Below are 21,744 nucleotides of genomic sequence, written 5' to 3' on the forward strand. Positions count from 1 at the left end.
CCCGCCTAGGACAGCGGTCCCGCGACGACCCACACCGTCTTCGGCAGCGACGTGCCCGAGCCGTCCCGGCGCGGGTCCAGGTCCGGCAGCTCGGCCGGCGTGCCGTTCTTCTGCGCAGCCCGGGCCGGGACCGGTCCGGCCCAGGCCACCGACAGGCAGTCCTCGCCCTTCAGGAAGCGCTGACAGCGCACGCCGCCGGTGGCCCGCCCCTTGCGCGGGTACTGGTCGAACGGGGTCATCTTGGCGGTCGTCTGTACCGAGTCGTCCAGCGTGCCGCGCGAGCCCGCCGCCGTGAAGACCACCGCGTCGGCCGCCGGGTCGATCGCGGTGAACGAGATCACCTTCGCGCCCTCGGTGAGCTTGATGCCCGCCATGCCGCCCGCGGGACGGCCCTGCGGGCGCACGATGGAGGCCTGGAAGCGCAGCAGCTGTGCGTCGTCCGTGATGAACACCAGGTCCTCCTCGCCGGTGCGCAGCTCCACCGCGCCGACGATCCGGTCGCCCTCCTTGAGCGTGATGACCTCCAACTCGTCCTTGTTGGACGGGTAGTCGGGCACCACACGCTTGACGACGCCCTGCTCGGTGCCGAGCGCGAGCCCCGGGGACGACTCGTCCAGCGTGGCCAGGCAGACCACCGTCTCGTCGTCCTCCAGGGAGACGAACTCCGCCAGCGGAGCCCCTCCGGCGAGGTTCGGGGCAGTTGCCGTCCCGGGCAGCTGCGGCAGGTCCACCACGTTGATCCGCAGCAGACGGCCCGCCGAGGTCACCGCTCCGATCTCACCGCGCGTGGTCGCCGGAACAGCCGAGACGATCACGTCGTGCTTGACCCGCCCGGCGTCCGCGTCCTCCGGGAAGGGCTCATTGCCCGTCGTGCGGGCCAGCAGGCCTGTCGAGGACAGCAGCACCCGGCACGGGTCGTCGGCGACCTGGAGCGGCACGGTGGCGACCGGGGCACCGGCGGACTCCAGCAGGACCGTGCGCCGGTCGGTGCCGAACTGCTTGGCCACGGAGGCCAGTTCGGCCGAGACCAGCTTGCGCAGCTCCGCGTCCGAGTCCAGGATCCGGGTCAGTTCCTCGATCTCCGCGGTGAGCCGGTCCTTCTCCGCCTCCAGCTCGATGCGGTCGTACTTGGTGAGCCGGCGCAGCGGCGTGTCGAGGATGTACTGCGTCTGGATCTCGCTCAGCGAGAAGCGCTCCATCAGGCGCTCCTTGGCCTGCGCGGAGTTCTCGCTGGACCGGATCAGCCCGATGACCTCGTCGATGTCGACCAGCGCGGTCAGCAGGCCCTCGACCAGGTGCAGCCGGTCGCGGCGCTTGCTGCGGCGGAACTCGCTGCGGCGCCGCACGACCTCGAAGCGGTGGTCGAGGTAGACCTCCAGCAGCTCCTTCAGGCCCAGGGTGAGCGGCTGGCCGTCCACCAGGGCCACGTTGTTGATGCCGAAGGACTCCTCCATCGGGGTCAGCTTGTACAGCTGCTCCAGGATGGCCTCGGGCACGAAGCCGTTCTTGATCTCGATGACCAGGCGCAGGCCGTGCTCGCGGTCGGTGAGGTCCTTGACGTCGGCGATGCCCTGGATCTTCTTGGCGTTGACCAGGTCCTTGATCTTGGCGATCACCTTCTCGGGACCGACCGTGAACGGCAGTTCGGTCACGACCAGGCCCTTGCGGCGGGCGGTCACGGTCTCGATCGAGACCGTCGCGCGCATCTTGAAGGTGCCGCGGCCCGTCGCGTACGCGTCCCGGACGCCGTCCAGGCCGACGATCCGGCCGCCGGTGGGCAGGTCGGGGCCCGGAACGTGCTTCATCAGCGCTTCCAGATCCGCGTTCGGGTGCCGGATCAGATGGCGGGCGGCGGCGATGACCTCGCGCAGGTTGTGCGGCGGCATGTTCGTCGCCATGCCGACCGCGATGCCCGAGGAGCCGTTCACCAGCAGGTTCGGGAACGCGGCGGGCAGTGCCACCGGCTCCCGCTCCTGGCCGTCGTAGTTGGGGTTGAAGTCGACCGTGTCCTCGTCGATGGACTCGGTCATCAGGCTCGTCGCCGAGGCCATCCGGCACTCGGTGTAGCGCATGGCGGCCGGCGGGTCGTCGTTGCCCAGCGAGCCGAAGTTGCCGTGGCCGTCGACCAGCGGGACGCGCATCGAGAACGGCTGGGCCATGCGCACCAGGGCGTCGTAGATCGACGCGTCGCCGTGCGGGTGCAGCTTGCCCATGACCTCGCCGACGACGCGGGCGCACTTCACATAGCCGCGGTCGGGGCGCAGGCCCATCTCGTTCATCTGGTAGACGATGCGGCGGTGCACCGGCTTGAGACCGTCGCGGGCGTCCGGCAGGGCGCGCGAGTAGATGACCGAGTACGCGTACTCGAGGTAGGAGCCACGCATCTCGTCCACGACGTCGATGTCGAGGATCTTCTCCTCGAACGAGTCGTCGGGCGGCGGGGTCTTCGTGCTGCGGCGGGCCATCCTGCCTGGCTCCTTCTATCTGGTCGCTCGCCTACGGGGCGCTCATGTCGGTGTGGAGAGGGTAATCGTGCTCACCCCTCCGGGCCTCCGCGCGCTCGCCCTCTCGACACGACGCGCCCCTGCAGCTCGCTCTTGCTGAAGCGTTTGACGGATCTGACGCGGACCATTGTGGACCGAGGTACTGACAACCCGGGCCGCGACCCGGTCTCCGCAGCCCGGACCGGGACCGCCGACCGGCACCGGGAGGGACCGCCGACCGGCACCGGGAGGACCGCGGACCGGTACGGGGAGGAACCGCGGACCGGTACGGGGAGGACCGCGGACCGGTACGGGGAGGAACCACGGACGGGTACCGGGGAGCGCCGCGGACCGGTGCCGGAGAGCGCTCCGGAGCCGTCCCACGCCACCCGGGACGCAGGCTACGCGATCCGCTGTGGGCGTACGCCCGGCGGGAACTTCGCCGAGGCGTCGCACGCTTGCATACAGTGGCAGGACCGGCAGGAAATCCGCGGTTTCGACGACCGCCTCCGCTCGCGAAGGGACGTACATGCCCATGGGTCACACGACCACAGCCGAGGCAGGCTCCGGGGGCCTGACAGCGACCGAGCACCGCCTGGCCAACGGTCTGCGCGTGGTGCTCTCCGAGGACCACCTGACCCCGGTGGCGGCGGTCTGCCTCTGGTACGACGTCGGCTCCCGCCACGAAGTCAAGGGGCGCACCGGCCTGGCTCACCTTTTCGAGCACCTGATGTTCCAGGGTTCGGCCCAGGTCACGGGCAACGGCCACTTCGAGCTCGTGCAGGGTGCGGGCGGCTCGCTCAACGGCACCACCAGCTTCGAGCGCACCAACTACTTCGAGACCATGCCCACCCACCAGCTGGAGCTCGCGCTGTGGCTGGAGGCCGACCGCATGGGCTCGCTGCTGGCCGCGCTGGACGACGAGTCCATGGAGAACCAGCGGGACGTCGTCAAGAACGAGCGCCGCCAGCGCTACGACAACGTGCCCTACGGCACCTCCTTCGAGAAGCTGACCGCGCTGGTCTACCCCGAGGGCCACCCGTACCACCACACGCCGATCGGCTCGATGGCGGACCTGGACGCGGCCACCCTGGAGGACGCGCGGCGGTTCTTCCGCACCTACTACGCGCCCAACAACGCGGTGCTCTCCGTGGTCGGCGACATCGACCCCGTGCAGACCCTTGCCTGGATCGAGAAGTACTTCGGGTCGATCCAGGCCCACGACGGCAAGCCCGAGCCCCGCGACGGCTCCCTGCCCGAGACCATCGGCGAGCAGCTGCGCGAGGTCGTCGTCGAAGAGGTGCCCGCCCGCGCCCTGATGGCCGCCTACCGGCTGCCGCACGACGGCACCCGCGAGGCGGACGCGGCCGACCTGGCCCTCACCGTCCTCGGCGGCGGCGAGTCCTCCCGCCTGTACAACCGGCTCGTGCGCCGCGACCGCACGGCCGTCACGGCCGGCTTCGGCCTGCTGCGCCTGGCGGGCGCGCCCTCCCTCGGCTGGCTGGACGTGAAGACCTCCGGTGACGTCGAGGTCCCGGTCATCGAGAGCGCGATCGACGAGGAGCTGGCCCGGTTCGCCGCGGAGGGCCCTACGCCCGAGGAAATGGAGCGCGCCCAGGCCCAGTTGGAGCGCGAGTGGCTGGACCGGCTCGGCACGGTCGCCGGCCGCGCGGACGAACTGTGCCGCTACGCCGTCCTGTTCGGCGACCCGCAGCTCGCCCTCACCGCCGTCCAGCGGGTCCTGGCGGTGACCCCCGAAGAGGTTCAGGAGGTCGCCAAGGCCCGCCTGCGCCCCGACAACCGCGCGGTCCTCGTCTACGAGCCGAAGTCCCCGGAGGGCGTCGAGGACGCCGACGTGCCCGAGGACCCGGAGCAGGAAGCGACCGTAGAGGTCGGCAACGACGACGAGGAGACGGCCAAGTGAGCGAGCTCGCCACGATGGACTTCCACCCCCGGCCGCAGGCCGGCGAGGCCAGGCCCTGGGCGTTCCCGGCCCCCGAGCGCGGCAGCCTGGACAACGGCCTGACCGTGCTGCGCTGCCACCGCCCCGGCCAGCAGGTCGTCGCCGTGGAGGTGCTGCTGGACGCGCCCCTGGACGCCGAGCCGGCCGGCCTGGACGGCGTCGCCACGATCATGGCGCGGGCCTTCTCCGAGGGCACCGACCGCCACTCCGCCGAGGAGTTCGCCGCCGAGCTGGAGCGGGCCGGCGCCACGCTCGACGCGATCGCCGACCACCCCGGCGTCCGCCTCGCCCTGGAGGTCCCGGCCTCCCGGCTGGCCAAGGGACTCGCCCTGCTGGCCGACGCCCTGCGTGCGCCCGCGTTCGCAGAGAGCGAGGTCGAGCGGCTGGTCCGCAACCGCCTGGACGAGATCCCGCACGAACTGGCCAACCCCTCCCGCCGGGCGGCCAAGGAACTCTCCAAGGAGCTGTTCCCGGCGACCTCGCGCATGTCGCGCCCCCGTCAGGGCACCGAGGAGACGGTCGAGAAGATCGACGCGGCGGCCGTACGCGCCTTCTACGACCGTCATGTGCGGCCCGCCACGGCCACCGTGGTGGTCGTCGGCGACCTCACCGGTACCGACCTGGACGCGCTGCTCGCCGACACCCTGGGCGCCTGGACCGGCACCCCCGGCGAACCCCGGCCCGTGCCTGCGGTCAGCGCCGACGACACCGGCCGTGTCGTCATCGTGGACCGGCCCGGCGCCGTCCAGACCCAGCTGCTCATCGGCCGCATCGGCCCGGACCGGCACGACCGGGTGTGGCCCGCCCAGGTGCTCGGCACGTACTGCCTCGGCGGCACCCTCACCTCCCGCCTGGACCGGGTCCTGCGCGAGGAGAAGGGGTACACCTACGGGGTGCGCGCCTTCGGGCAGGTCCTGCGCTCCGCGCCGGACGGCACGGGTGCCTCGATGCTCGCCATCAGCGGCTCCGTGGACACTCCGAACACTGGTCCCGCGCTCGGGGACCTGTGGACGGTGCTGCGCACGCTCGCGGCGGACGGCCTGACCGACGCCGAGCGCGATGTGGCCGTGCAGAACCTCGTCGGGGTGGCGCCGCTGAAGTACGAGACCGCCGCCGCCGTCGCGAGCACCCTGGCGGACCAGGTCGAGCAGCACCTGCCCGACGACTTCCAGGCGACGCTGTATCAGCAGCTCGCCGCCACCGGCACGGTGGAGGCCACCGCGGCGGTCATCAACGCCTTCCCGGTGGACCGCATGGTGACGGTCCTCGTCGGCGACGCGGCCGAGATCAAGGCGCCGGTCGAGGCGCTCGGGATCGGTGAAGTCACCGTCGTGACGGCCGAGTAGCAGCCGCACGGCACCACGCGCGCGGGGCTCTGACGGCCGACGGGTCATCAGGGCCCCTTGCCGTGCGCCCGCCTTCTCCGGACGGCCGTGCGCCCGCCTTCTCCGGACGGCCGTGCGCCCGCCTTCTCCGGATGTCCGAATTGAGGCAGAGCTGCCTGTCTGCCCTGTGGGATGTACTACAAAAACGCGGATCCGTTTGGGGATCGAAAGTCGGGCCGCTTAGCGTCGTCCGGGCTGTTCGTCAGGCAGTGCGCCGCACCCGCGGCACCGGACAGTCATCGCCGAGTCCCCGTACGGCGCGAGCCAGGGGAGCCGGGGACCCACCGCAGTCCCTGGGGTGAATCGGACGCCCGCGCGCGAGCGAGGGGGTCCGTAGGAGACCTTCCTGCTCCGAACCCGTCAGCTAACCCGGTAGGCGAGAGGGAAGGAAAGGACCAGCCACTTCATGGCGTTCACAGGCGCCACCGGGAAGCACCGCAGGCCCGGCCGGGTCAGGCGCACCTCCACCCGGGCGGCCGGCATCGCGGCCCTCACCGGAACCGGTGTCATCGGTACCCTCGCTGCCACGCCGGCGCTCGCCGCCGCCGACAGCCCCGCCGAGCAGACCGGCCTCACCCCGGTCATCACCGTGAGCGACTCGCTCGCGGAGCAGATCGACGAGCAGGCCACCGCCCAGAAGGAGGCCGCCGAGCAGAAGGCGGCCGAGGAGGCCGCGGCCAAGGCCGCCGCCGAGAAGGCCAGGAAGGACCGCGAGGCCCGGGCACGCGCCGCCCGTGACGCCGAGCGCAAGCGCCTGAACGCCTTCGTGGCCCCGATCGCGAACTCCTACGTCTCCACCGGCTACAAGACCGGCGGCTCCCTGTGGTCCTCCGGTTCGCACACCGGCATCGACTTCCACGCGGCCAGCGGCACGACCGTCCACGCGGCCGGCGCCGGCACCGTCGTCTCCACCGGCTGGGGCGGCGCCTACGGCAACCAGATCGTGATCCGGATGGCGGACGGCATGTACACCCAGTACGGCCATCTGTCGTCCATCGGCGTCACCGTGGGCCAGAAGGTCACCCCGGGCCAGCAGATCGGCCTGTCCGGCGCGACCGGCAACGTCACCGGACCGCATCTGCACTTCGAGGCCCGTACGAGCCCCGACTACGGCTCGGACATCGACCCGGTCGCCTACCTCCGCAAGCACGGCGTGAACGTCTGACCCCGGCGGCCACCCCGTGCCCGTCCGACCCCCGGCGGCCACGGCTCTACCGTCCGACCCCCGGCAGGCACGGCGTGACCGTCCGGCCCCTGGCAAGTACGGCGTGATCGCCGGACACCCGGCACGCACGGTGTGAGTGTCCGAGACCAGCCCAAGCCCCGGCTCACGAGCCGGGGCTTTCGCTGTTTTTCACTGCGCCGACAGCACCCGCTGTCCAAAAAATATCCATGGATTCCGGCCCGCCGTCGGAAATTCCGGCGCATTGCAATAGAGTCACGGAACACACGTCCATCGTCGACGTTTCACGGGGATTAAGACGGAGGTCGGTCATGCGTGTTCCGGCGCAGTCGGTGTGCACGGCGATCCGGGACGACATCGTCGCCGGTGTCCACGAGCGCGGCAGCCGCCTCACCGAGGAAGTCCTGGCCCGTCGCTACGGCGTCTCGCGCGTCCCCGTCCGCGAGGCGCTGCGCACCCTGGAGGCGGAGGGGTTCGTGGTGACCCGGCGGCACGCGGGTGCCTGTGTGGCCGAGCCGACCGAGCAGGAGGCCGCGGACCTGCTGGAGATGCGCGTGCTGCTGGAGCCCCTCGGCGCCTCCCGGGCCGCCCAGCGGCGCACCGAGGCCCATCTCAAGGTGCTGCGCGGTCTGGTCCGGCTGGGCCAGGAGCGGGCCAGGCACGGCAGCAGCGAGGATCTGCGCTCGCTGGGCGGATGGTTCCACGAGACACTCGCGCAGGCCTCGGGCAGTTCCTCGCTGACCTCGGTACTGACCCAGCTGCGGCACAAGATCGCCTGGATGTACACCGTGGAGGCACTGCCGAGCCCGGTGGATCTGTGGGCGGAGCGCGGCGCCATCGTGGACGCGGTGGCGCGCGGCGACGGCGAGCGCGCGCGGGCGATCACGGCGCTCCACGCCGAGCGCGCGACGGCCGCGCACCGGCTGCGATTCCCCTCACAGGGGGACCACGCGGAGCGCGTGAGGAATTCGCAACATGCTGTAAACATGCCGAGCCTGCGGCATTAACACGGGCGCCGTATACAAAGAGGAGATATTCGGCGGACGTGCATTTCCGCTGCCTTTTTCTCGGCGCCTCGTGAATTCGCGACCGTGCACCGTTCGTGCGGCCGCGGTGAATTCATCCGGCCGCCCACGCCCAAACCTTCCGCCGCTCACGCCCAAGCCTCCCGCCGCTCACGCCCAAGGCTCCGGTCGGCCATGCGCAGCGCTCCGGCTGTCCCGCCCAGGACGCAGCGGCCCGACAACGCGGAAGCCGCGCCGCCCGGAAAGGGCGACGCGGCTTCCGCGTACGGCTCAGACGGTCTCGGGCAGCTCTTCCAAGCCCTCGGCGACCAGCTTGGCCAGACGGTCCAGGGCGGCCTCGGCGCCCTCGGCGTCGGAGGCGAGGACGATCTCCTCGCCGCCCTGGGCGCCCAGGCCCAGAACGGCGAGCATGGAGGCCGCGTTGACGGGGTTGCCGTCGGCCTTGGCGATCGTCACGGGAATACCGGAGGCCGTCGCGGCCCGGACGAAGATGGAGGCGGGGCGGGCGTGGAGACCCTCGGCCCAGCCGACGTTGACGCGGCGCTCAGCCATGTGTTGCTGCCCTTCACTGTTCAGGGTTGTCTAGACCAGTTTCCCATATCGCGAAGCGTGCCCGGAGCGGGCCTTCGTCCTGCCCCGGTGTGTCGCCGGACCGCGGCCTCGGTCCGGCCTTCGTCCTCCACAGACTGCCTCGCGCCGTTGTCGTACGCGAGCCGTACTCTGGGGCCCATGCAGAGCCCGGCGGACCGGCGCGACCGGCATGAGTACCCCGCCCACTGGGAGGCGGACGTGGTGCTGCGCGACGGGGGCACCGCGCGCATCCGGCCCATCACCGTTGATGACGCCGACCGCCTGGTCAGCTTCTACGAGCAGGTCTCGGACGAGTCGAAGTACTACCGCTTCTTCGCGCCCTACCCGCGCCTGTCCGCCAAGGACGTCCACCGCTTCACGCACCACGACTTCGTGGACCGGGTGGGACTCGCGGCCACCGTCGGCGGCGAGTTCATCGCCACCGTACGCTACGACCGCATCGGCCCCAACGGCCTGCCCGCCTCCGCACCCGCCGACGAGGCCGAGGTCGCCTTCCTGGTGCAGGATGCCCACCAGGGCCGCGGAGTCGCCTCCGCCCTCCTGGAGCACATCGCGGCCGTCGCGCGCGAGCGCGGCATCCGCCGCTTCGCCGCCGAGGTGCTGCCCGCCAACTCCAAGATGATCAAGGTCTTCACGGACGCCGGGTACACCCAGGAGCGCAGCTTCGAGGACGGCGTCGTCCGCCTGGAGTTCGACCTCGAACCCACCGACCGCTCGCTCGCCGTGCAGCGGGCCCGGGAGCAGCGCGCCGAGGCCCGCTCGGTACGGCGGCTGCTGGCACCGGGCTCCGTCGCGGTCGTCGGCGTCGGCCGCACTCCCGGCGGTGTGGGGCGCAGCGTCCTCGGCAACCTTCGCGACGCCGGCTACTCGGGCGCCCTGCACGCCGTGAACCGGGCCTTCCCCGAGGACCTCAAAGAGGTCGACGGAGTGCCGGCGCACCGCTCGGTGCGCGACATCGCAGGTCCGGTGGACCTCACCGTCGTCGCCGTACCGGCCGAGCAGGTGCCCGCGGTGCTCGCCGAGTGCGGCGAGCACGGGGTCCAGGGCCTGGTCGTACTCGCCGCCGGGTACGCCGAGAGCGGGCCCGAGGGCCGCGAGCGCCAGCGGGCCCTCGTCCGGCACGCGCGCGCGTACGGCATGCGGATCATCGGCCCCAACGCTTTCGGCGTCATCAACACCGCCCCCGACGTCCGCCTGAACGCCTCGCTGGCCCCGGAGATGCCGCGCCCCGGCCGCATAGGGCTGTTCGCGCAGTCCGGCGCCATCGGCATCGCGCTGCTGTCCCGGCTGCACCGGCGCGGCGGCGGGGTCACCGGGGTCACCGGCGTGTCCACCTTCGTGTCCGCGGGGAACCGGGCCGACGTCTCCGGCAACGACGTCCTGCAGTACTGGTACGACGACCCGCGCACCGACGTCGTCCTCATGTACCTGGAGTCCATCGGGAACCCGCGCAAGTTCACCCGCCTGGCGCGGCGCACGGCGGCGATGAAGCCGCTGGTGGTGGTCGAAGGGGTCGGTTCCGCGCCGCAGGGACACGCGGTACGGGCGACACGGCTGCCGCACGCGACCGTCTCCGCGCTGCTGCGGCAGGCCGGGGTGATCCGGGTGGACACGATCACCGAACTGGTCGACGCGGGCCTGCTGCTCGCCCGGCAGCCACTGCCCGCGGGGCCCCGGGTGGCCATCCTCGGGAACTCGGAGTCGCTGGGGATCCTGACGTACGACCGGTGCCTTGCGGAGGGCCTGCGGCCCTCGCGCCCGCTGGACCTGACGACCGGGGCGACGGCGGGCGACTTCCACCGGGCGCTGGCGCGGGCGCTGGCGGACGACACGGTGGACGCGGCGGTCGTCACGGCGATTCCGGCGATCGGTGAAGGGGCGCCGGGCGACGCGGAGCTGGCGGAGGCGTTGCGGTCGGCCGCGGCGGGGGTGTCCGGGAAGCCGGTTCTCGTGGTGCATGTGGAGCTGGGCGGGCTTGCGGAGGCGCTGTCGGCCGCGGCGAGCACGGCGCCACAGGCCGCCGCCAGGGCTCCCGGCGCCGAGGACGGAGCCCGCCTTCCCCTTCTTTCGCCCGCGCGTGAGCCCGGGGAGCCCCGTCGCCCTGCGGAGCGGCTGCCCGTCAGCCCGGTGGCCCCTGCCGGGAGCGCCGGCAGCACGGCAGGTCCGGGCGGAATCGGCAGCACGGCGGGCCTTGGTGGGGCCGGCAGCACGGCGGGCCCCGGTGGGGCCGGCAGCACGGCGGGCCCCGGTGGGGCCGGCAGCTCGGCGGGCCCTGGCGAAGCCGGCAGCACCGCAGGTCGTGGAGAAGGAGAAGGCCCCGGCCCCGAGGGGCCCCGCCTCATCCCCGCCTACCCCGCCGCCGAGCGTGCCGTGCGTGCGCTCGCCGAAGCCGTGAAGTACGGACAGTGGCGGCGCGAGGCCGCACACCCGGGCAAGGTGCCGGAGTACGACGACATCGACGAGAAGGGGGCCGCCGGGCTGATCGCGCAGCTGCTGGAGCGCGGGCAGGGGTTCACGATCGACCAGGCGGAGACCTGCGAGCTGCTCGCGAAGTACGGCATCCAGGTGCGCCGGGCGCTCCCCGCGCCCGCCCCGGACGCCGCCGCCGAGGCCGCCCGCGCCCTCGGCTATCCCGTGGCCCTCAAGGCCACCGCCCCGCACCTGCGCCACCGCGCCGACCTGGGCGGGGTTCGGCTGGACCTCGCGGACGAGGAGCAACTGCGGCGCGCCTACACCGAGTTGACCGAGCTGTTCGGGGAGCCCGAGGAGCTGCGGCCGGTGGTGCAGCCGATGGCGCCGCGGGGAGTCGACACCGTCGTACGTGCCGTGATCGACCCGGCCGCCGGGGCCGTGCTGTCGTTCGGGCTCGCCGGGGCGGCCTCGCAGCTGCTCGGGGACATGGCGCACCGGCTGGTCCCGGTCACCGACCGGGAGGCGACGGCGCTGGTGCGGTCCATCCGGACGGCACCGCTGCTGTTCGGATGGCGCGGCTCCACGCCGGTGGACACGCCAGCGCTGGAGGAGCTGCTGCTGCGGGTGTCCCGGCTCGTGGACGACCACCCCGAGGTCGTGGCCGTCACTCTGGAGCCGGTCGTCGTCGCCCAGCAGGGCGTGAGCGTCCTCGGGGCCACCGTGCGGCTCGCGCCGCCGCCCGCCCGCAACGACCTCGGCCCGCGCACGCTGCCGGCCTACTGAGCGGGGGGAGGGGGCATGGAGATCGCCGGGCGGGAACCGCCCGAGGGCGGCCGGTGGGACCGGGAGGTGATCGTCCGGGACACCGGGCAGCTGCGGCCGGCCGCCGGAGACGACCTCACGCACCACCGCGGCCTGGAGCTGGTCCTCGCCGCCCCGGCCTTCGTGCCCCGCCCGCCCGCCTTCCACGACCTCGCCTTGCGCCCGCCCGCCTTCCACGACCTCGCCTTGCGCCCGCCCGCCTCCCATGACCTCGCCTTGCGCCCGCCCGGCTTCCAGGCCCCCGTCTTCCGCCCGCCCGTGGACGAGGAGACGACGCTTCCCACGCGGGGGTGTTCGGCGAAGCACCGCCGCTCGTGGTCGCGTTCGAGGCGGAGACCGGCGGCCGCGATCCCGTCTCCTGTCCGGTCGCCGCAGGGCGGCCGGACATCCTGCCGGGGCTCGTCCTGCGCCGGGCGCATGCCGGCGCCGAGGTCGCCCCGGGGCCCGCGACTGGCCCGGACCCCCCTTGCCCACGGATTAGGATGGACGCCATGGCCAAGACCAGTACGACGACCCAGGGGCTGCGCACGGCGATCGAGCGCAGCGGCTACTACCCGGCCCTCGTGGCCGAGGCGGTGGAGGCCGCTGTGGGCGGCGAGCCCATGCGGTCGTACCTGGTCCACCAGGAGACCACGTTCGACCAGAACGAGGTGCGCCGGCATGTGACCGTCCTGGTCCTCACCGGCAACCGCTTCATCGTCAGCCACACCGACGAGCAGGCCGCCGACGACACCTCCCCGACGCCGTACGCCACGACGTCCACGGAGTCCGTGAAGCTCAGCAGGATCTCGTCGGTCGTGGTCAGCAGGGTGGTCGCGAACCCGGAGCAGTACAAGCCGGGCACGCTGCCCCGCGAGGTCGTCCTGACGATCGGCTGGGGCGCGGTCAGCAGGATCGACCTGGAGCCGGCCGCCTGCGGCGACCCCAACTGCGAGGCGGACCACGGCTACACGGGCAGCTCCACGGCGGACGACCTCAGCCTGCGGGTCAGCGAGGCCGGGGACGGCCCGGAGACGGTGCGCCAGGCGCTCGCCTTCGCGCAGGCCATCTCCGAGGCGACCGCGGACGTCACGCGCTGATGTCCCACCCGTATCCCCCCGCCGCCCATGATCGAGGGCGCTCCGTGCCCACCCCGGCCGGCTCCTCCCACTGGGACCACCCGGAGCCGCTCGCCCTCGACACCGCGCCGCTGCCCGAGTACGGCAGCGGCTCGCTCGCCGATCTGCTGCCCACGCTGGCCGCCGGCCTCGGCGTCCCCGGTACGACCGCCACGATCACGGAACTGACCCCGGCCGACCGGGTCTGCGTCTTCCTGATCGACGGGCTCGGCTGGGAGCAGCTCAGGGCGCACCCCGACGAGGCGCCCTTCCTGACCTCGCTGCTTCCCGGCTCGCGCGGCGGCACCGGACGCCCGCTCACCGCCGGCTACCCGGCGACCACCGCGACCTCCCTCGCCTCGGTCGGCACCGGCCTGCCGCCGGGCGCCCACGGCCTGCCCGGCTACACGGTGCGCAACCCGGCCACCGGCGAGCTGATGAACCAGCTCCGCTGGCAGCCGTACACCGACCCGCGCCCCTGGCAGCCGTATCCCACGATCTTCCAGCTGGCCCACGAGGCCGGTGTGCACGCCGCCCAGGTGTCCTCGCCCGCCTTCGAGCACACCCCGCTGACCAAGGTCGCGCTCAGCGGCGGCAGTTTCCACGGCCGGCTGACCGGCGAGGACCGCATGGACCTGGCCGCCGAGCAACTGGCCGCGGGGGACCTCTCCCTGGTGTACACGTACTACGCCGAGCTGGACGGCGCCGGGCACCGCTACGGCGTCGCCTCCGACACCTGGCGCGGACAGCTCATGCGCGTCGACCGGCTCGCCCAGCGCCTGGCCGAACAGCTGCCGCCGCGCAGCGCCCTGTACGTCACCGCCGACCACGGCATGGTCGACGTCCCGTTCGACGAGCAGCACCGCATCGACTTCGACGAGGACTGGGAGCTGCGTGCCGGGGTCGCCCTGCTCGGCGGCGAGGGCCGGGCACGGCACGTGTACGCGGTGCCGGGCGCTCAGGACGACGTCCTGACCGTCTGGCGCGAGGTGCTCGGCGAGCAGTTCTGGGTGGCCTCGCGGGACGAGGCGATCGAGGCGGGCTGGTTCGGGCCGCCCGGCGTGTGCGACGAGCGCGTGTACGCGCGCATCGGGGACGTGGTCGCGGCCGCGCACGACGACGTCCTGATCATCGCCTCCGAGCGGGAGCCCAAGGAGTCGGCGCTGGTCGGCAACCACGGCTCGATGACCCCTGCCGAGCAGCTGGTTCCGCTGCTCGAAGTACGCTCCTGACCCCCCGCCCTCCGACCCCTCGCCGAAAGGTGCTCAACTCCTCATGCCCGAGCTGGTGTTCTTCTCCGGAACGATGGACTGCGGGAAGTCGACGCTGGCTCTGCAGATCGAGCACAACCGCTCCGCGCGCGGTCTGGCCGGCATGATCTTCACCCGGGACGACCGGGCGGGCGAGGGCAAGCTGTCCTCCCGGCTGGGTCTGGTCACCGACGCGGTGGAGGTCGAGGACGGGCAGGACCTCTACGCGTACCTGGTCGAACACCTCTCCCAGGGCGGACGCGCGGACTATGTGATCGCGGACGAGGCGCAGTTCCTCGCGCCCGGGCAGATCGACCAGCTCGCGCGCGTGGTGGACGACCTCGGCCTGGACGTCTACGCCTTCGGGATCACCACCGACTTCCGCTCCAAGCTCTTCCCGGGCTCCCAGCGGCTGGTGGAGCTCGCCGACCGCATCGAGGTGCTCCAGGTCGAGGCGCTGTGCTGGTGCGGCGCCCGGGCCACGCACAACGCCCGCACGATAGGCGGCGCGATGGTGGTGGAAGGCGCCCAGGTGGTGGTCGGCGACGTCAACCAGTCGGCGGGCGAGATCGGCTACGAGGTGCTGTGCCGCCGCCACCACCGGCGCCGGATGACCGCCGCATCGGCCCGCGCGGCGGCCCTGTCCCCGGACGTCCTGCCGGTCTCCGCGGGCTGAGGTCCGGCCCGGGGCCGCGGGCCGAGGTCCGGCCGGGGCCGTCCGCGAGCGGCTCATCCGGGGTTCTGGACCACCGAGAAGACCGCTCCCTCCGGATCCGCCACCGTGCCGACCCGGCCGTGCTCGCTGTCGTGGGCCGGCTGGAGCACCCGGCCGCCCAGCTCGGTGACCTGCCGCAGTGTCCGGTCGGTGTCCGCGACCTCGAAGTACGTCAGCCAGTGCGGCCCGCGGTCCCGGGGCAGCGCGTGGCCGACCCCGTGGACGCCGGCCACCGGGCGGCCCGCGACCTGCAGGGTCACGTAGTCGAAGCCGGCGGGCAGCACGGGCTCCTCCTCGTACCCGAAGACGGTCTCGTAGAACTTGGCGACGCTCTCGGTCTCGAAGGTGAGCAGCTCGTTCCAGGCCGGTGTGCCGGGTACGCCGCTGATCGCCGTGCCCAGGTGGACGGCCTGCTGCCAGATCCCGAACACCGCCCCGGACGGGTCGGAGGCGATGGCCAGCCGGCCGGCCTCGGCCGCGTCCAGGGGGCCGACGGCCACCGTGCCGCCGCACAGCCGTACGGTGTCGGCCGTCTGGTCGACGTCGTCCGAGGCGAAGTAGGGCGTCCAGGCGACCGGCAGCCGGCGGTCCTGCGGCAGCTGGCCCATGCCCGCCACCTCGTGCCCGTCCAGCAGCGCCCGCACGTAGGGGCCGAGCTGCTGCGGGCCCGGCCGGAACTCCCAGCCGAACAGCGCCTCGTAGAACTTCTCGGTCGCGGCCAGCCCGTGCACCATCAGGCTCACCCAGCTGGGCGTGCCGGGCGCGCGCCGCGCGTGTGGACCGGCCGACTCCCGTGCCTCGGTCATCGATCACTCTCTCCCCGGCCCCTCACGGTGGCCGTGTCGCTTCCGCTCCCCGGAGGGCGGTGCCGCTGGTGCGTGCCCGCCCGTGCCGGTACCCGCATCCTCCGGTGTGCCGCATGCCGTGCCGCGCCTTTGCCCGGGCGGGGCGGTACCCCTCGGAGGATGTCCGGTCTGCCGTCGTACGCGGCTTCCTGACGATGGACGACGGCTGTCCGTCAGCTGTACAGCGTGTACCCGATCCCGTACGCCTGGTGATCGACCCTGTACGGCGGAGCAGAGTAGCCGTACCTGGACGCCGCGGCCACCCCTGGCGTAAGGATGGACGTCATGACAGCCATCATCACCGCAACCGAACTGGCCCAGGACCTGGCCACGCAGCGCCCGCCCGTCCTGCTGGACGTCCGCTGGCAGCTGAGTGTGGCGCAGGCGGCGGGTGCCCCGGCCTTCGACGGCCGCGCCGAGTACGCGGCCGGGCACATCCCCGGCGCGGTCTTCGTCGACCTGGACCGGGAGCTGGCCTCGGCTCCCGGAGACCGTGGCAGGCATCCGCTGCCGGACCTCGCGGAGTTCGGCGCGGCCATGCGCCGTGCGGGCGTGTCGGCAGACCGCCCGGTGGTCGTCCTCGACGGCGGGCAGGGCTGGGCGGCGGCGCGCGCCTGGTGGCTGCTGCGCTGGACGGGTCACCCGGACGTGCGGGTCCTCGACGGTGGTCTGCCCGCCTGGCAGGGCCCTCTTTCGACGGACGTGCCGGCCCCGGCCGAGGGCGACTTCGAACCCGCGCCGGGCGCGGCCGGGTTGCTCGACGCCGACGGGGCCGCCGCCCTGGCCCGCGCGGGCGTCCTGCTGGATGCGCGCGCGGGGGAGCGGTACCGCGGCGAGGTGGAGCCGATCGACCGGGTCGGCGGGCACATCCCGGGCGCGGTGTCGGCGCCGACGAACGAGAACGTGGGCCCGGACGGCCGTTTCCTGCCCGCGGCGGAACTGCGGGACCGGTTCAAGGCCCTCGGTGTCTCCGACGACGCGGAGGTGGGCGTGTACTGCGGCTCGGGCGTCTCCGGCGCGCACGAGGTGCTGGCCCTGGCGGTCGCGGGCGTGCCGTCGGCCCTGTACGTCGGTTCCTGGTCGGAGTGGTCCTCGGACCCGTCCCGCCCGGTCGCGGTCGGCGCGGACCCGCAGTAGGCAGCCGAAAGCGGGGGCACGCACGCGTGTCCCCGCTTCATACGGCCGTACGGCCGGTTTACTCCTGTTTCTTGCGTCGCGTGCCGAACACGATCTCGTCCCAGCTCGGCACGGCGGCACGGCGGCCGGGGCGGACACCGTCGGCCTCGGCCTGACGGTCGGTCGCCCCGATGAGCCGGTCGCGGTGGCTGCCCACCGAGCGGGGCATGAGGACGTCCGCGTAGGCGGAGCCGGCCGAGGCGGCGGGCGCCGGGGGCTCCTCCGCCTCGGGCTCGTCGACGGGCTCCTGCGGGGTCTCCGACGGCCGTTCCGGAACCACCAGGTCGCCCCGGAAGCTCGGCACCGCCTCCAGGAGACTGGTGAGCGAGTCGCGTTCGCCGGCGTTCTCCTCGACGGGCTCGGACGGCTGTGCCGGCAGGCTCGGCCGCTCCCGGTCGCCCCGGTCGAGGGCGCGGTCCATCGAACGCTCGCGCGGCAGCCGGGCGATGCGCGGGACGAACGGGAAGCTCGGCTCCGGCACGGCGAGGTCGTCGGACTCGCCGATCAGCGAGCGCGCCTCGTCGTCGACGGCCTGGACGAGCCGCCGGGGCGGGTCGTACGTCCAGCTCGCCGAGTGCGGTTCACCCGCGACCCGGTAGACGAGGAGGACCTCCCAGGTGCCGTCGTCGCGGCGCCAGGAGTCCCACTGCACGGAGTCCTTCTCGGCGCCGCGCAGCAGCAGTCGCTCCTGGACGGCCTCGCCGAGCAGCGGGCCGGAGTTCTCGCCGGGCCTGCGCACCGGGGTCTTGCGGGCCCGCTCGGCCATGAAGGCGCGCTCGGCCAGCACGGGGCCCTCGAAGCGCCGGACCCGGTCGACGGGAATGCCGGCGAGCTGGGCGACCTCTTCCGCGGTGGCACCTGCACGTATACGGGCCTGGATGTCGCGGGGGCGGAGATGGCTCTCCACCTCGATCTCGATCTGGCCGAGGCGGGGACGGTCGCCACGCACGGCGGCACGCAGCCGCTCGTCGATCGGAAGCGTGTACTCCGTTGCGTCGGCAGCCTTCAGCACCAGCCGTGTGCCGTCATTCGAGACGGCCACGACACGCAGTTCGGGCATGGGGACCTCCCGGGTGGTGCCTGCCGACGTCACGTGCGTCGCTGCTTCCGCTAGTCGAGTGTGGCCTGCCCGGGTGCAGCCTGCCACAACCTTGCCGAGTTGCCCGGCGTGTCGGGCACGGGCCCTGGGACGCCGTTATGGCACGGTTACCTATTCGCAACGCTAAGTGACCAACGTCGTCACCCTGTGCAACTGGCCCCCTCCCGGCGGTCCCGTAAGGCCGCGGACACCCTGGTGGGAGACCGGACCCAGGGCTCGCAACAGTACTCCATTTGGACCACGTGCGTGGATCGGCGCGCCGCCCAACTTCTGGCAAGGCGTGCAACTCCGCCGTACGTCAACGGGTTTCGGTGATCGCGAACGTGGTGAACTTCACGTAATCCCCAGAAACGGAACTAATGGTTTCGTTCGCACGTCCCTTTCTTGTGCAGTCGACCGATCCGGTCGTTCGGTCACTCAGGCACGGGAAAGGCAGGCAAGGTCCGGGTATGCGTGAAACACCCGATCCGGGTAGGAAGCGGATCGAGCTGAGCGTCCCTCAGGTCGCGGGCAGTGCCCTGGCGGCGGTCGTGGCGGCCAAAATGGCTTCGTACTTCGGGGTGTACGGCACGATCCTCGGTGCCGGGCTCGTCAGTGTCGTCGCCACCTGCGGCGGCTCCGTCTTCCAGCACTTCTTCAAACGGACCGGGGAGCAGATCCGGGACGTCACGGTCACCTCCCGGCCGCAGGGCCAGGATGCGCAGGGCCAAGTTCCTGCCGCCCCGGGGAAGTTCACGGAGGGGACCGTCTACCGCGCGCGGGTGCGGAGCTGGAAGCGCCCCGTCCTCGCTGCCGCCCTCGTCTTCGGCGTCACCATGGCCGGCATCACCACGTACGAGCTGGTGAACGGCAGCAGCTTCAGCGGCGGTACGGGCACGACGGTCAGCGACGCCGTCGGCGGCCGGGGCCCGTCCGCCTCCGGGGCCGACGAGGACAAGACCCCTTCACAGGTTCCGTCTCCCTCGTCTCCCGCGTCGTCCCCGCAGACACCGTCGGCGGGTGCCCACGACGGTGGTGCGACCGGCGGCGCGACGCCCGAGCCCGGCCACTCGCCGAGCGGGGAGCCGAGCGGCCGCCCGGCCACCGCGACCCCGACACCCAGCGAGTCCACCGCGACGCCTACGCCCCCAGAACCCTCCGCAAGTAGTCGTTCTGGAACAGCCGTTCCGGGTCAAGACGGTCCCGCAGCGCCGTGAACTCGCCGAAGCGCGGATACACCTCGGCGAGGTACTCCGCGTCCCGGGTGTGCACCTTGCCCCAGTGCGGCCGGCCCTCGTGCGCGGTGAAGATGCGCTCGGCCGCGGTGAAGTAGGCCTGGTAGGGCGTGCCGCGGAACATGTGGACGGCGATGTACGCGCTGTCCCGTCCCGAGGCGGTGGACAGGGTGATGTCGTCGGCCGGGGCGGTGCGCACCTCGACCGGGAAGCTGACGCGCATGCCGGAGCGCTCGACCATGGCCTTGAGCTCACGCAGCGTCTCTGCCAGGGCCGCGCGCGGGACGGCGTACTCCATCTCCACGAAGCGCACGCGGCGCGGCGAGGTGAAGACCTTGTAAGGGATGTCGGTGTACGTCCGCGCGGACAGGGCCCTGCTGGAGAGCCGGGCGATCGCCGGAACGGTCGCGGGCGCGGCGCGGCCGACCCACTGGGCCACCTGGAAGACACCGTTGGAGAGGAACTCGTCCTCGAACCAGCCCGCCAGCTGCCCCACCGGCCGCTCGGGCCCGGCGCTGCGGTTGTTGCGCTTGGTGTTGGTGTTTCCAGTGTGCGGGAACCAGTAGAACTCGAAGTGCTCGTTCTCGGCCCACAGTTGATCGAACTCGTCCAGCACCTGCTCGAAGGGCATCGGTTCCTCGCGCGCGGTGAGCAGGAAGAGCGGCTCGACGGCGAAGGTGATCGCGGTGACGATGCCCAGGGCGCCGAGGCCGATCCGGGCGGCCGCGAAGACCGCGCGTTCCTCTTCGGTCCCCTTCCGCGAGCAGGTGAGCACCGAGCCGTCCGCCGCCACGAGTTCGAGTGCCTCGATCTGGGCGGCGATGGAGGCCGACTCGCGGCCGGTGCCGTGCGTCCCCGTGCTCGTGGCCCCGGAGACGGTCTGCTCCATGATGTCACCCATGTTGGTGAGCGACAGGCCCTCGCGCGCCAGGGCCGCATTGACCCTCTTGAGCGGGGTGCCCGCCTCGACCGTGACGGTCATGGCGCTCCGGTCGATGCTGCGGATCCCGGCCAGCAGCTGAGGGCGGATCAGCACACCGTCGGTGGCGGCGATCGAGGTGAAGGAGTGCCCGGTCCCGACCGCCTTCACCTTCAGCCCGTCCTCGGCGGCCCGGCGCACCGCGGCGGCCAGTTCCTCCACCGACGCCGGCGTGACCTGCCGCGCGGGGCGGGCGGCGACATTGCCGCCCCAGTTACGCCAGGTGCCGTTCTTCGCGCTCGCTGTGGTGCTCAACGGTGCCTCCCCGACCCGCGGCCGGCCTGCGCAGCCGGCGGTACCCGAGGAAACCGACCGCGACCGCGACGGCCCCGGACACGGCCGGAACCCCGTACCCGGCGCGCGCCCCGGCTGCGTCGATCACCCAGCCGGCCACGGACGAGCCGAGCGCGACCCCGACCGCCAGGCCGGTGCTCACCCAGGTCATGCCCTCGGTGAGTTTCGCGCGAGGTACGTGCTCTTCGATGAGGGACATCGTCGTGATCATCGTCGGTGCGATGGACAGCCCCGCAACGAACAGCGCCACGGCCAGAAGCGGCAAGTTTCCGACCAGTAGGAGGGGGATCATACTCACGGCCATCGCTCCCACGCCCAGTAGCCAGCGACGTTCCGGTGCCCCCGTGAACCGCAGCAGTCCGAAGACCACGCCCGCGGCGCAGGATCCCGCGGCGTACAGCGCCAGCACCACGCTCGCGGCGCCCTTGTGGCCGCGCTCGTCGGCGAAGGCCACGGTGACCACGTCGACCGAACCGAAGATCGCCCCCGTGGCCGCGAAGGTCCCCACCAGCACCTGGAGCCCGGCCGAGCGCAGGGCGCTGCCGCCGCCGTGCCGCTCGCGCGGGTGCGGCTCCGGTTCGGTGGCGCGCTGGGCGGTCAGCCAGAGGACACCGGCGGCCAGGAAGCAGGCGGCCAGCAGCGGGCCCGCCTCCGGGAACCAGACCGTGGACAGGCCGATGGAGATGATCGGCCCGAAGATGAAGCAGACCTCATCGACCACCGACTCGAACGAGTAGGCGGTGTGGAGCTTCGGCGTGCCCCGGTACAGGGCCGCCCAGCGGGCCCGGATCATCGCGCCCAGGCTCGGCACCGAGCCGATGCCGGCCGCGCAGACGAACAGCACCCAGTCCGGCCACCGCAGATGCGCGGCGAGCAGCAGCCCGCAGGCGGCCACGAGCGCCGCGAGGGTGGCGGGGCGCAGCACCCGGCGCTGGCCGTGCCGGTCCACCAGCCGGGATATCTGCGGTCCGATCGCGGCGGCGGACAGCGCGATGGTGGCGGACAGCGCGCCCGCGAGGCCGTAGCGCCCGGTGAGCTGCGAGACCATCGTGACCACGCCGATGCCCATCATCGACAGCGGCATCCGGCCGAGGAATCCCGCGGCCGAGAAGCTCTTGGTGCCGGGTTCGGCGAACAGGGCGCGGTAGGGGCTGGGCACGTGGTCTCCGGGGCGGTCGTAAGGCGCGAAGGCTGCCGATACAGCTTACGAG

The 21,744-nt window shown here is 72.7% G+C and carries 17 protein-coding genes and 1 riboswitch; of the genes, 10 read left to right on the forward strand and 7 right to left on the reverse strand.

Annotated elements, in window-relative coordinates; genetic code table 11:
* Positions 1-5: 5 nt before the first annotated feature.
* Positions 6-2,465 carry a DNA topoisomerase (ATP-hydrolyzing) gene (locus ACFZCP_RS28385; protein ID WP_391431896.1) on the reverse strand — a complete coding sequence of 820 codons (2,460 nt, stop codon included), beginning with the start codon at positions 2,463-2,465 and terminating at the stop codon, positions 6-8.
* A 547-nt stretch (positions 2,466-3,012) separates the two neighbouring features.
* On the opposite strand from ACFZCP_RS28385, the gene ACFZCP_RS28390 reads away from it, so the two are divergent.
* The 3 genes from ACFZCP_RS28390 (at position 3,013) to ACFZCP_RS28400 (ending at position 6,996) form a co-directional block, all read left to right on the forward strand.
* Positions 3,013-4,407, forward strand: a complete 1,395-nt coding sequence (locus tag ACFZCP_RS28390; RefSeq protein WP_362687500.1) for a pitrilysin family protein — start codon at positions 3,013-3,015, stop codon at positions 4,405-4,407.
* Complete coding sequence (locus ACFZCP_RS28395) at positions 4,404-5,792, forward strand: insulinase family protein (RefSeq protein ID WP_391431901.1); 1,389 nt, start codon at positions 4,404-4,406, stop codon at positions 5,790-5,792. Before ACFZCP_RS28390 ends, ACFZCP_RS28395 begins: the two co-directional genes overlap by 4 nt.
* 269 nt (positions 5,793-6,061) lie before the next feature.
* A riboswitch (cyclic di-AMP (ydaO/yuaA leader) is annotated at positions 6,062-6,225 on the forward strand.
* Positions 6,226-6,237: 12 nt separating this feature from the next.
* Positions 6,238-6,996, forward strand: a complete 759-nt coding sequence (locus tag ACFZCP_RS28400) for a peptidoglycan DD-metalloendopeptidase family protein (protein ID WP_391431904.1) — start codon at positions 6,238-6,240, stop codon at positions 6,994-6,996.
* 163 nt (positions 6,997-7,159) lie between these two features.
* Here the strand turns inward: ACFZCP_RS28400 and ACFZCP_RS28405 are convergent, their stop codons facing one another.
* On the reverse strand, positions 7,160-7,327 hold the full coding sequence (locus ACFZCP_RS28405; protein ID WP_362687491.1) for a hypothetical protein: 168 nt from the start codon (positions 7,325-7,327) through the stop codon (positions 7,160-7,162).
* Here ACFZCP_RS28405 and ACFZCP_RS28410 point away from each other — a divergent pair.
* Positions 7,326-8,021, forward strand: a complete 696-nt coding sequence (locus ACFZCP_RS28410; RefSeq protein ID WP_391431908.1) for an FCD domain-containing protein — start codon at positions 7,326-7,328, stop codon at positions 8,019-8,021. The two genes, ACFZCP_RS28405 and ACFZCP_RS28410, sit on opposite strands and share 2 nt — an antisense overlap.
* Before the next feature lie 288 nt (positions 8,022-8,309).
* On the opposite strand, the gene ACFZCP_RS28415 is transcribed toward ACFZCP_RS28410, so the two are convergent.
* Positions 8,310-8,591 (reverse strand): HPr family phosphocarrier protein, encoded by a 282-nt coding sequence (locus tag ACFZCP_RS28415; protein ID WP_330307773.1) that lies wholly within the window; start codon positions 8,589-8,591, stop codon positions 8,310-8,312.
* Positions 8,592-8,768: 177 nt separating this feature from the next.
* On the opposite strand from ACFZCP_RS28415, the gene ACFZCP_RS28420 reads away from it, so the two are divergent.
* From ACFZCP_RS28420 to ACFZCP_RS28435, 4 genes are all read left to right on the forward strand, one after another.
* Positions 8,769-11,825 (forward strand): GNAT family N-acetyltransferase, encoded by a 3,057-nt coding sequence (locus ACFZCP_RS28420; protein WP_391431912.1) that lies wholly within the window; start codon positions 8,769-8,771, stop codon positions 11,823-11,825.
* 521 nt (positions 11,826-12,346) lie between these two features.
* Positions 12,347-12,943, forward strand: a complete 597-nt coding sequence (locus ACFZCP_RS28425; RefSeq protein WP_391431916.1) for a DUF5998 family protein — start codon at positions 12,347-12,349, stop codon at positions 12,941-12,943.
* Positions 12,943-14,193 carry an alkaline phosphatase family protein gene (locus ACFZCP_RS28430; RefSeq protein WP_391431919.1) on the forward strand — a complete coding sequence of 417 codons (1,251 nt, stop codon included), beginning with the start codon at positions 12,943-12,945 and terminating at the stop codon, positions 14,191-14,193. The genes ACFZCP_RS28425 and ACFZCP_RS28430 overlap by 1 nt, the downstream gene beginning before the upstream one ends.
* A gap of 43 nt (positions 14,194-14,236) precedes the next feature.
* Complete coding sequence (locus ACFZCP_RS28435; protein ID WP_391431922.1) at positions 14,237-14,887, forward strand: thymidine kinase; 651 nt, start codon at positions 14,237-14,239, stop codon at positions 14,885-14,887.
* A gap of 53 nt (positions 14,888-14,940) precedes the next feature.
* On the opposite strand, the gene ACFZCP_RS28440 is transcribed toward ACFZCP_RS28435, so the two are convergent.
* Positions 14,941-15,732, reverse strand: coding sequence for a VOC family protein (locus ACFZCP_RS28440; protein ID WP_391431925.1), 792 nt, complete (start codon positions 15,730-15,732; stop codon positions 14,941-14,943).
* A 324-nt stretch (positions 15,733-16,056) separates the two neighbouring features.
* Between ACFZCP_RS28440 and ACFZCP_RS28445 the strand changes: the two genes are divergently transcribed.
* On the forward strand, positions 16,057-16,908 hold the full coding sequence (locus ACFZCP_RS28445) for a rhodanese-like domain-containing protein (protein ID WP_391431928.1): 852 nt from the start codon (positions 16,057-16,059) through the stop codon (positions 16,906-16,908).
* Positions 16,909-16,966: 58 nt separating this feature from the next.
* Here ACFZCP_RS28445 and sepH read toward each other — a convergent pair whose 3' ends face one another.
* Positions 16,967-18,007 (reverse strand): septation protein SepH, encoded by a 1,041-nt coding sequence (gene sepH, locus ACFZCP_RS28450; protein ID WP_391431931.1) that lies wholly within the window; start codon positions 18,005-18,007, stop codon positions 16,967-16,969.
* Between the two features lie 488 nt (positions 18,008-18,495).
* On the opposite strand from sepH, the gene ACFZCP_RS28455 reads away from it, so the two are divergent.
* Positions 18,496-19,242, forward strand: a complete 747-nt coding sequence (locus ACFZCP_RS28455; RefSeq protein ID WP_391431934.1) for a hypothetical protein — start codon at positions 18,496-18,498, stop codon at positions 19,240-19,242.
* On the opposite strand, the gene ACFZCP_RS28460 is transcribed toward ACFZCP_RS28455, so the two are convergent.
* Complete coding sequence (locus tag ACFZCP_RS28460; RefSeq protein WP_391431938.1) at positions 19,166-20,494, reverse strand: D-arabinono-1,4-lactone oxidase; 1,329 nt, start codon at positions 20,492-20,494, stop codon at positions 19,166-19,168. The genes ACFZCP_RS28455 and ACFZCP_RS28460 overlap by 77 nt on opposite strands.
* A complete protein-coding gene (locus ACFZCP_RS28465) occupies positions 20,454-21,692 on the reverse strand; it encodes an MFS transporter (RefSeq protein WP_362687461.1) in 1,239 nt (412 codons plus the stop codon). Before ACFZCP_RS28465 ends, ACFZCP_RS28460 begins: the two co-directional genes overlap by 41 nt.
* Positions 21,693-21,744 lie beyond the last annotated feature (52 nt).

The sequence above is a fragment of the Streptomyces sp. NPDC007971 genome (assembly GCF_042958635.1).
Taxonomy (GTDB): Bacteria; Actinomycetota; Actinomycetes; order Streptomycetales; family Streptomycetaceae; genus Streptomyces.

Excerpts from the sequence above, each read along its gene's own strand:
- ACFZCP_RS28385 (WP_391431896.1), bottom strand. The coding sequence starts at position 2,465 with ATGGCCCGCCGCAGCACGAAGACCCCGCCGCCCGACGACTCGTTCGAG.
- ACFZCP_RS28390 (WP_362687500.1), top strand. The coding sequence starts at position 3,013 with ATGCCCATGGGTCACACGACCACAGCCGAGGCAGGCTCCGGGGGCCTG.
- ACFZCP_RS28400 (WP_391431904.1), top strand. The coding sequence starts at position 6,238 with ATGGCGTTCACAGGCGCCACCGGGAAGCACCGCAGGCCCGGCCGGGTC.
- ACFZCP_RS28410 (WP_391431908.1), top strand. The coding sequence starts at position 7,326 with ATGCGTGTTCCGGCGCAGTCGGTGTGCACGGCGATCCGGGACGACATC.
- ACFZCP_RS28405 (WP_362687491.1), bottom strand. The coding sequence starts at position 7,327 with ATGACCGACCTCCGTCTTAATCCCCGTGAAACGTCGACGATGGACGTG.
- ACFZCP_RS28415 (WP_330307773.1), bottom strand. The coding sequence starts at position 8,591 with ATGGCTGAGCGCCGCGTCAACGTCGGCTGGGCCGAGGGTCTCCACGCC.
- ACFZCP_RS28420 (WP_391431912.1), top strand. The coding sequence starts at position 8,769 with ATGCAGAGCCCGGCGGACCGGCGCGACCGGCATGAGTACCCCGCCCAC.
- ACFZCP_RS28425 (WP_391431916.1), top strand. The coding sequence starts at position 12,347 with ATGGACGCCATGGCCAAGACCAGTACGACGACCCAGGGGCTGCGCACG.
- ACFZCP_RS28430 (WP_391431919.1), top strand. The coding sequence starts at position 12,943 with ATGTCCCACCCGTATCCCCCCGCCGCCCATGATCGAGGGCGCTCCGTG.
- ACFZCP_RS28435 (WP_391431922.1), top strand. The coding sequence starts at position 14,237 with ATGCCCGAGCTGGTGTTCTTCTCCGGAACGATGGACTGCGGGAAGTCG.
- ACFZCP_RS28440 (WP_391431925.1), bottom strand. The coding sequence starts at position 15,732 with ATGACCGAGGCACGGGAGTCGGCCGGTCCACACGCGCGGCGCGCGCCC.
- ACFZCP_RS28445 (WP_391431928.1), top strand. The coding sequence starts at position 16,057 with ATGACAGCCATCATCACCGCAACCGAACTGGCCCAGGACCTGGCCACG.
- sepH (WP_391431931.1), bottom strand. The coding sequence starts at position 18,007 with ATGCCCGAACTGCGTGTCGTGGCCGTCTCGAATGACGGCACACGGCTG.
- ACFZCP_RS28455 (WP_391431934.1), top strand. The coding sequence starts at position 18,496 with ATGCGTGAAACACCCGATCCGGGTAGGAAGCGGATCGAGCTGAGCGTC.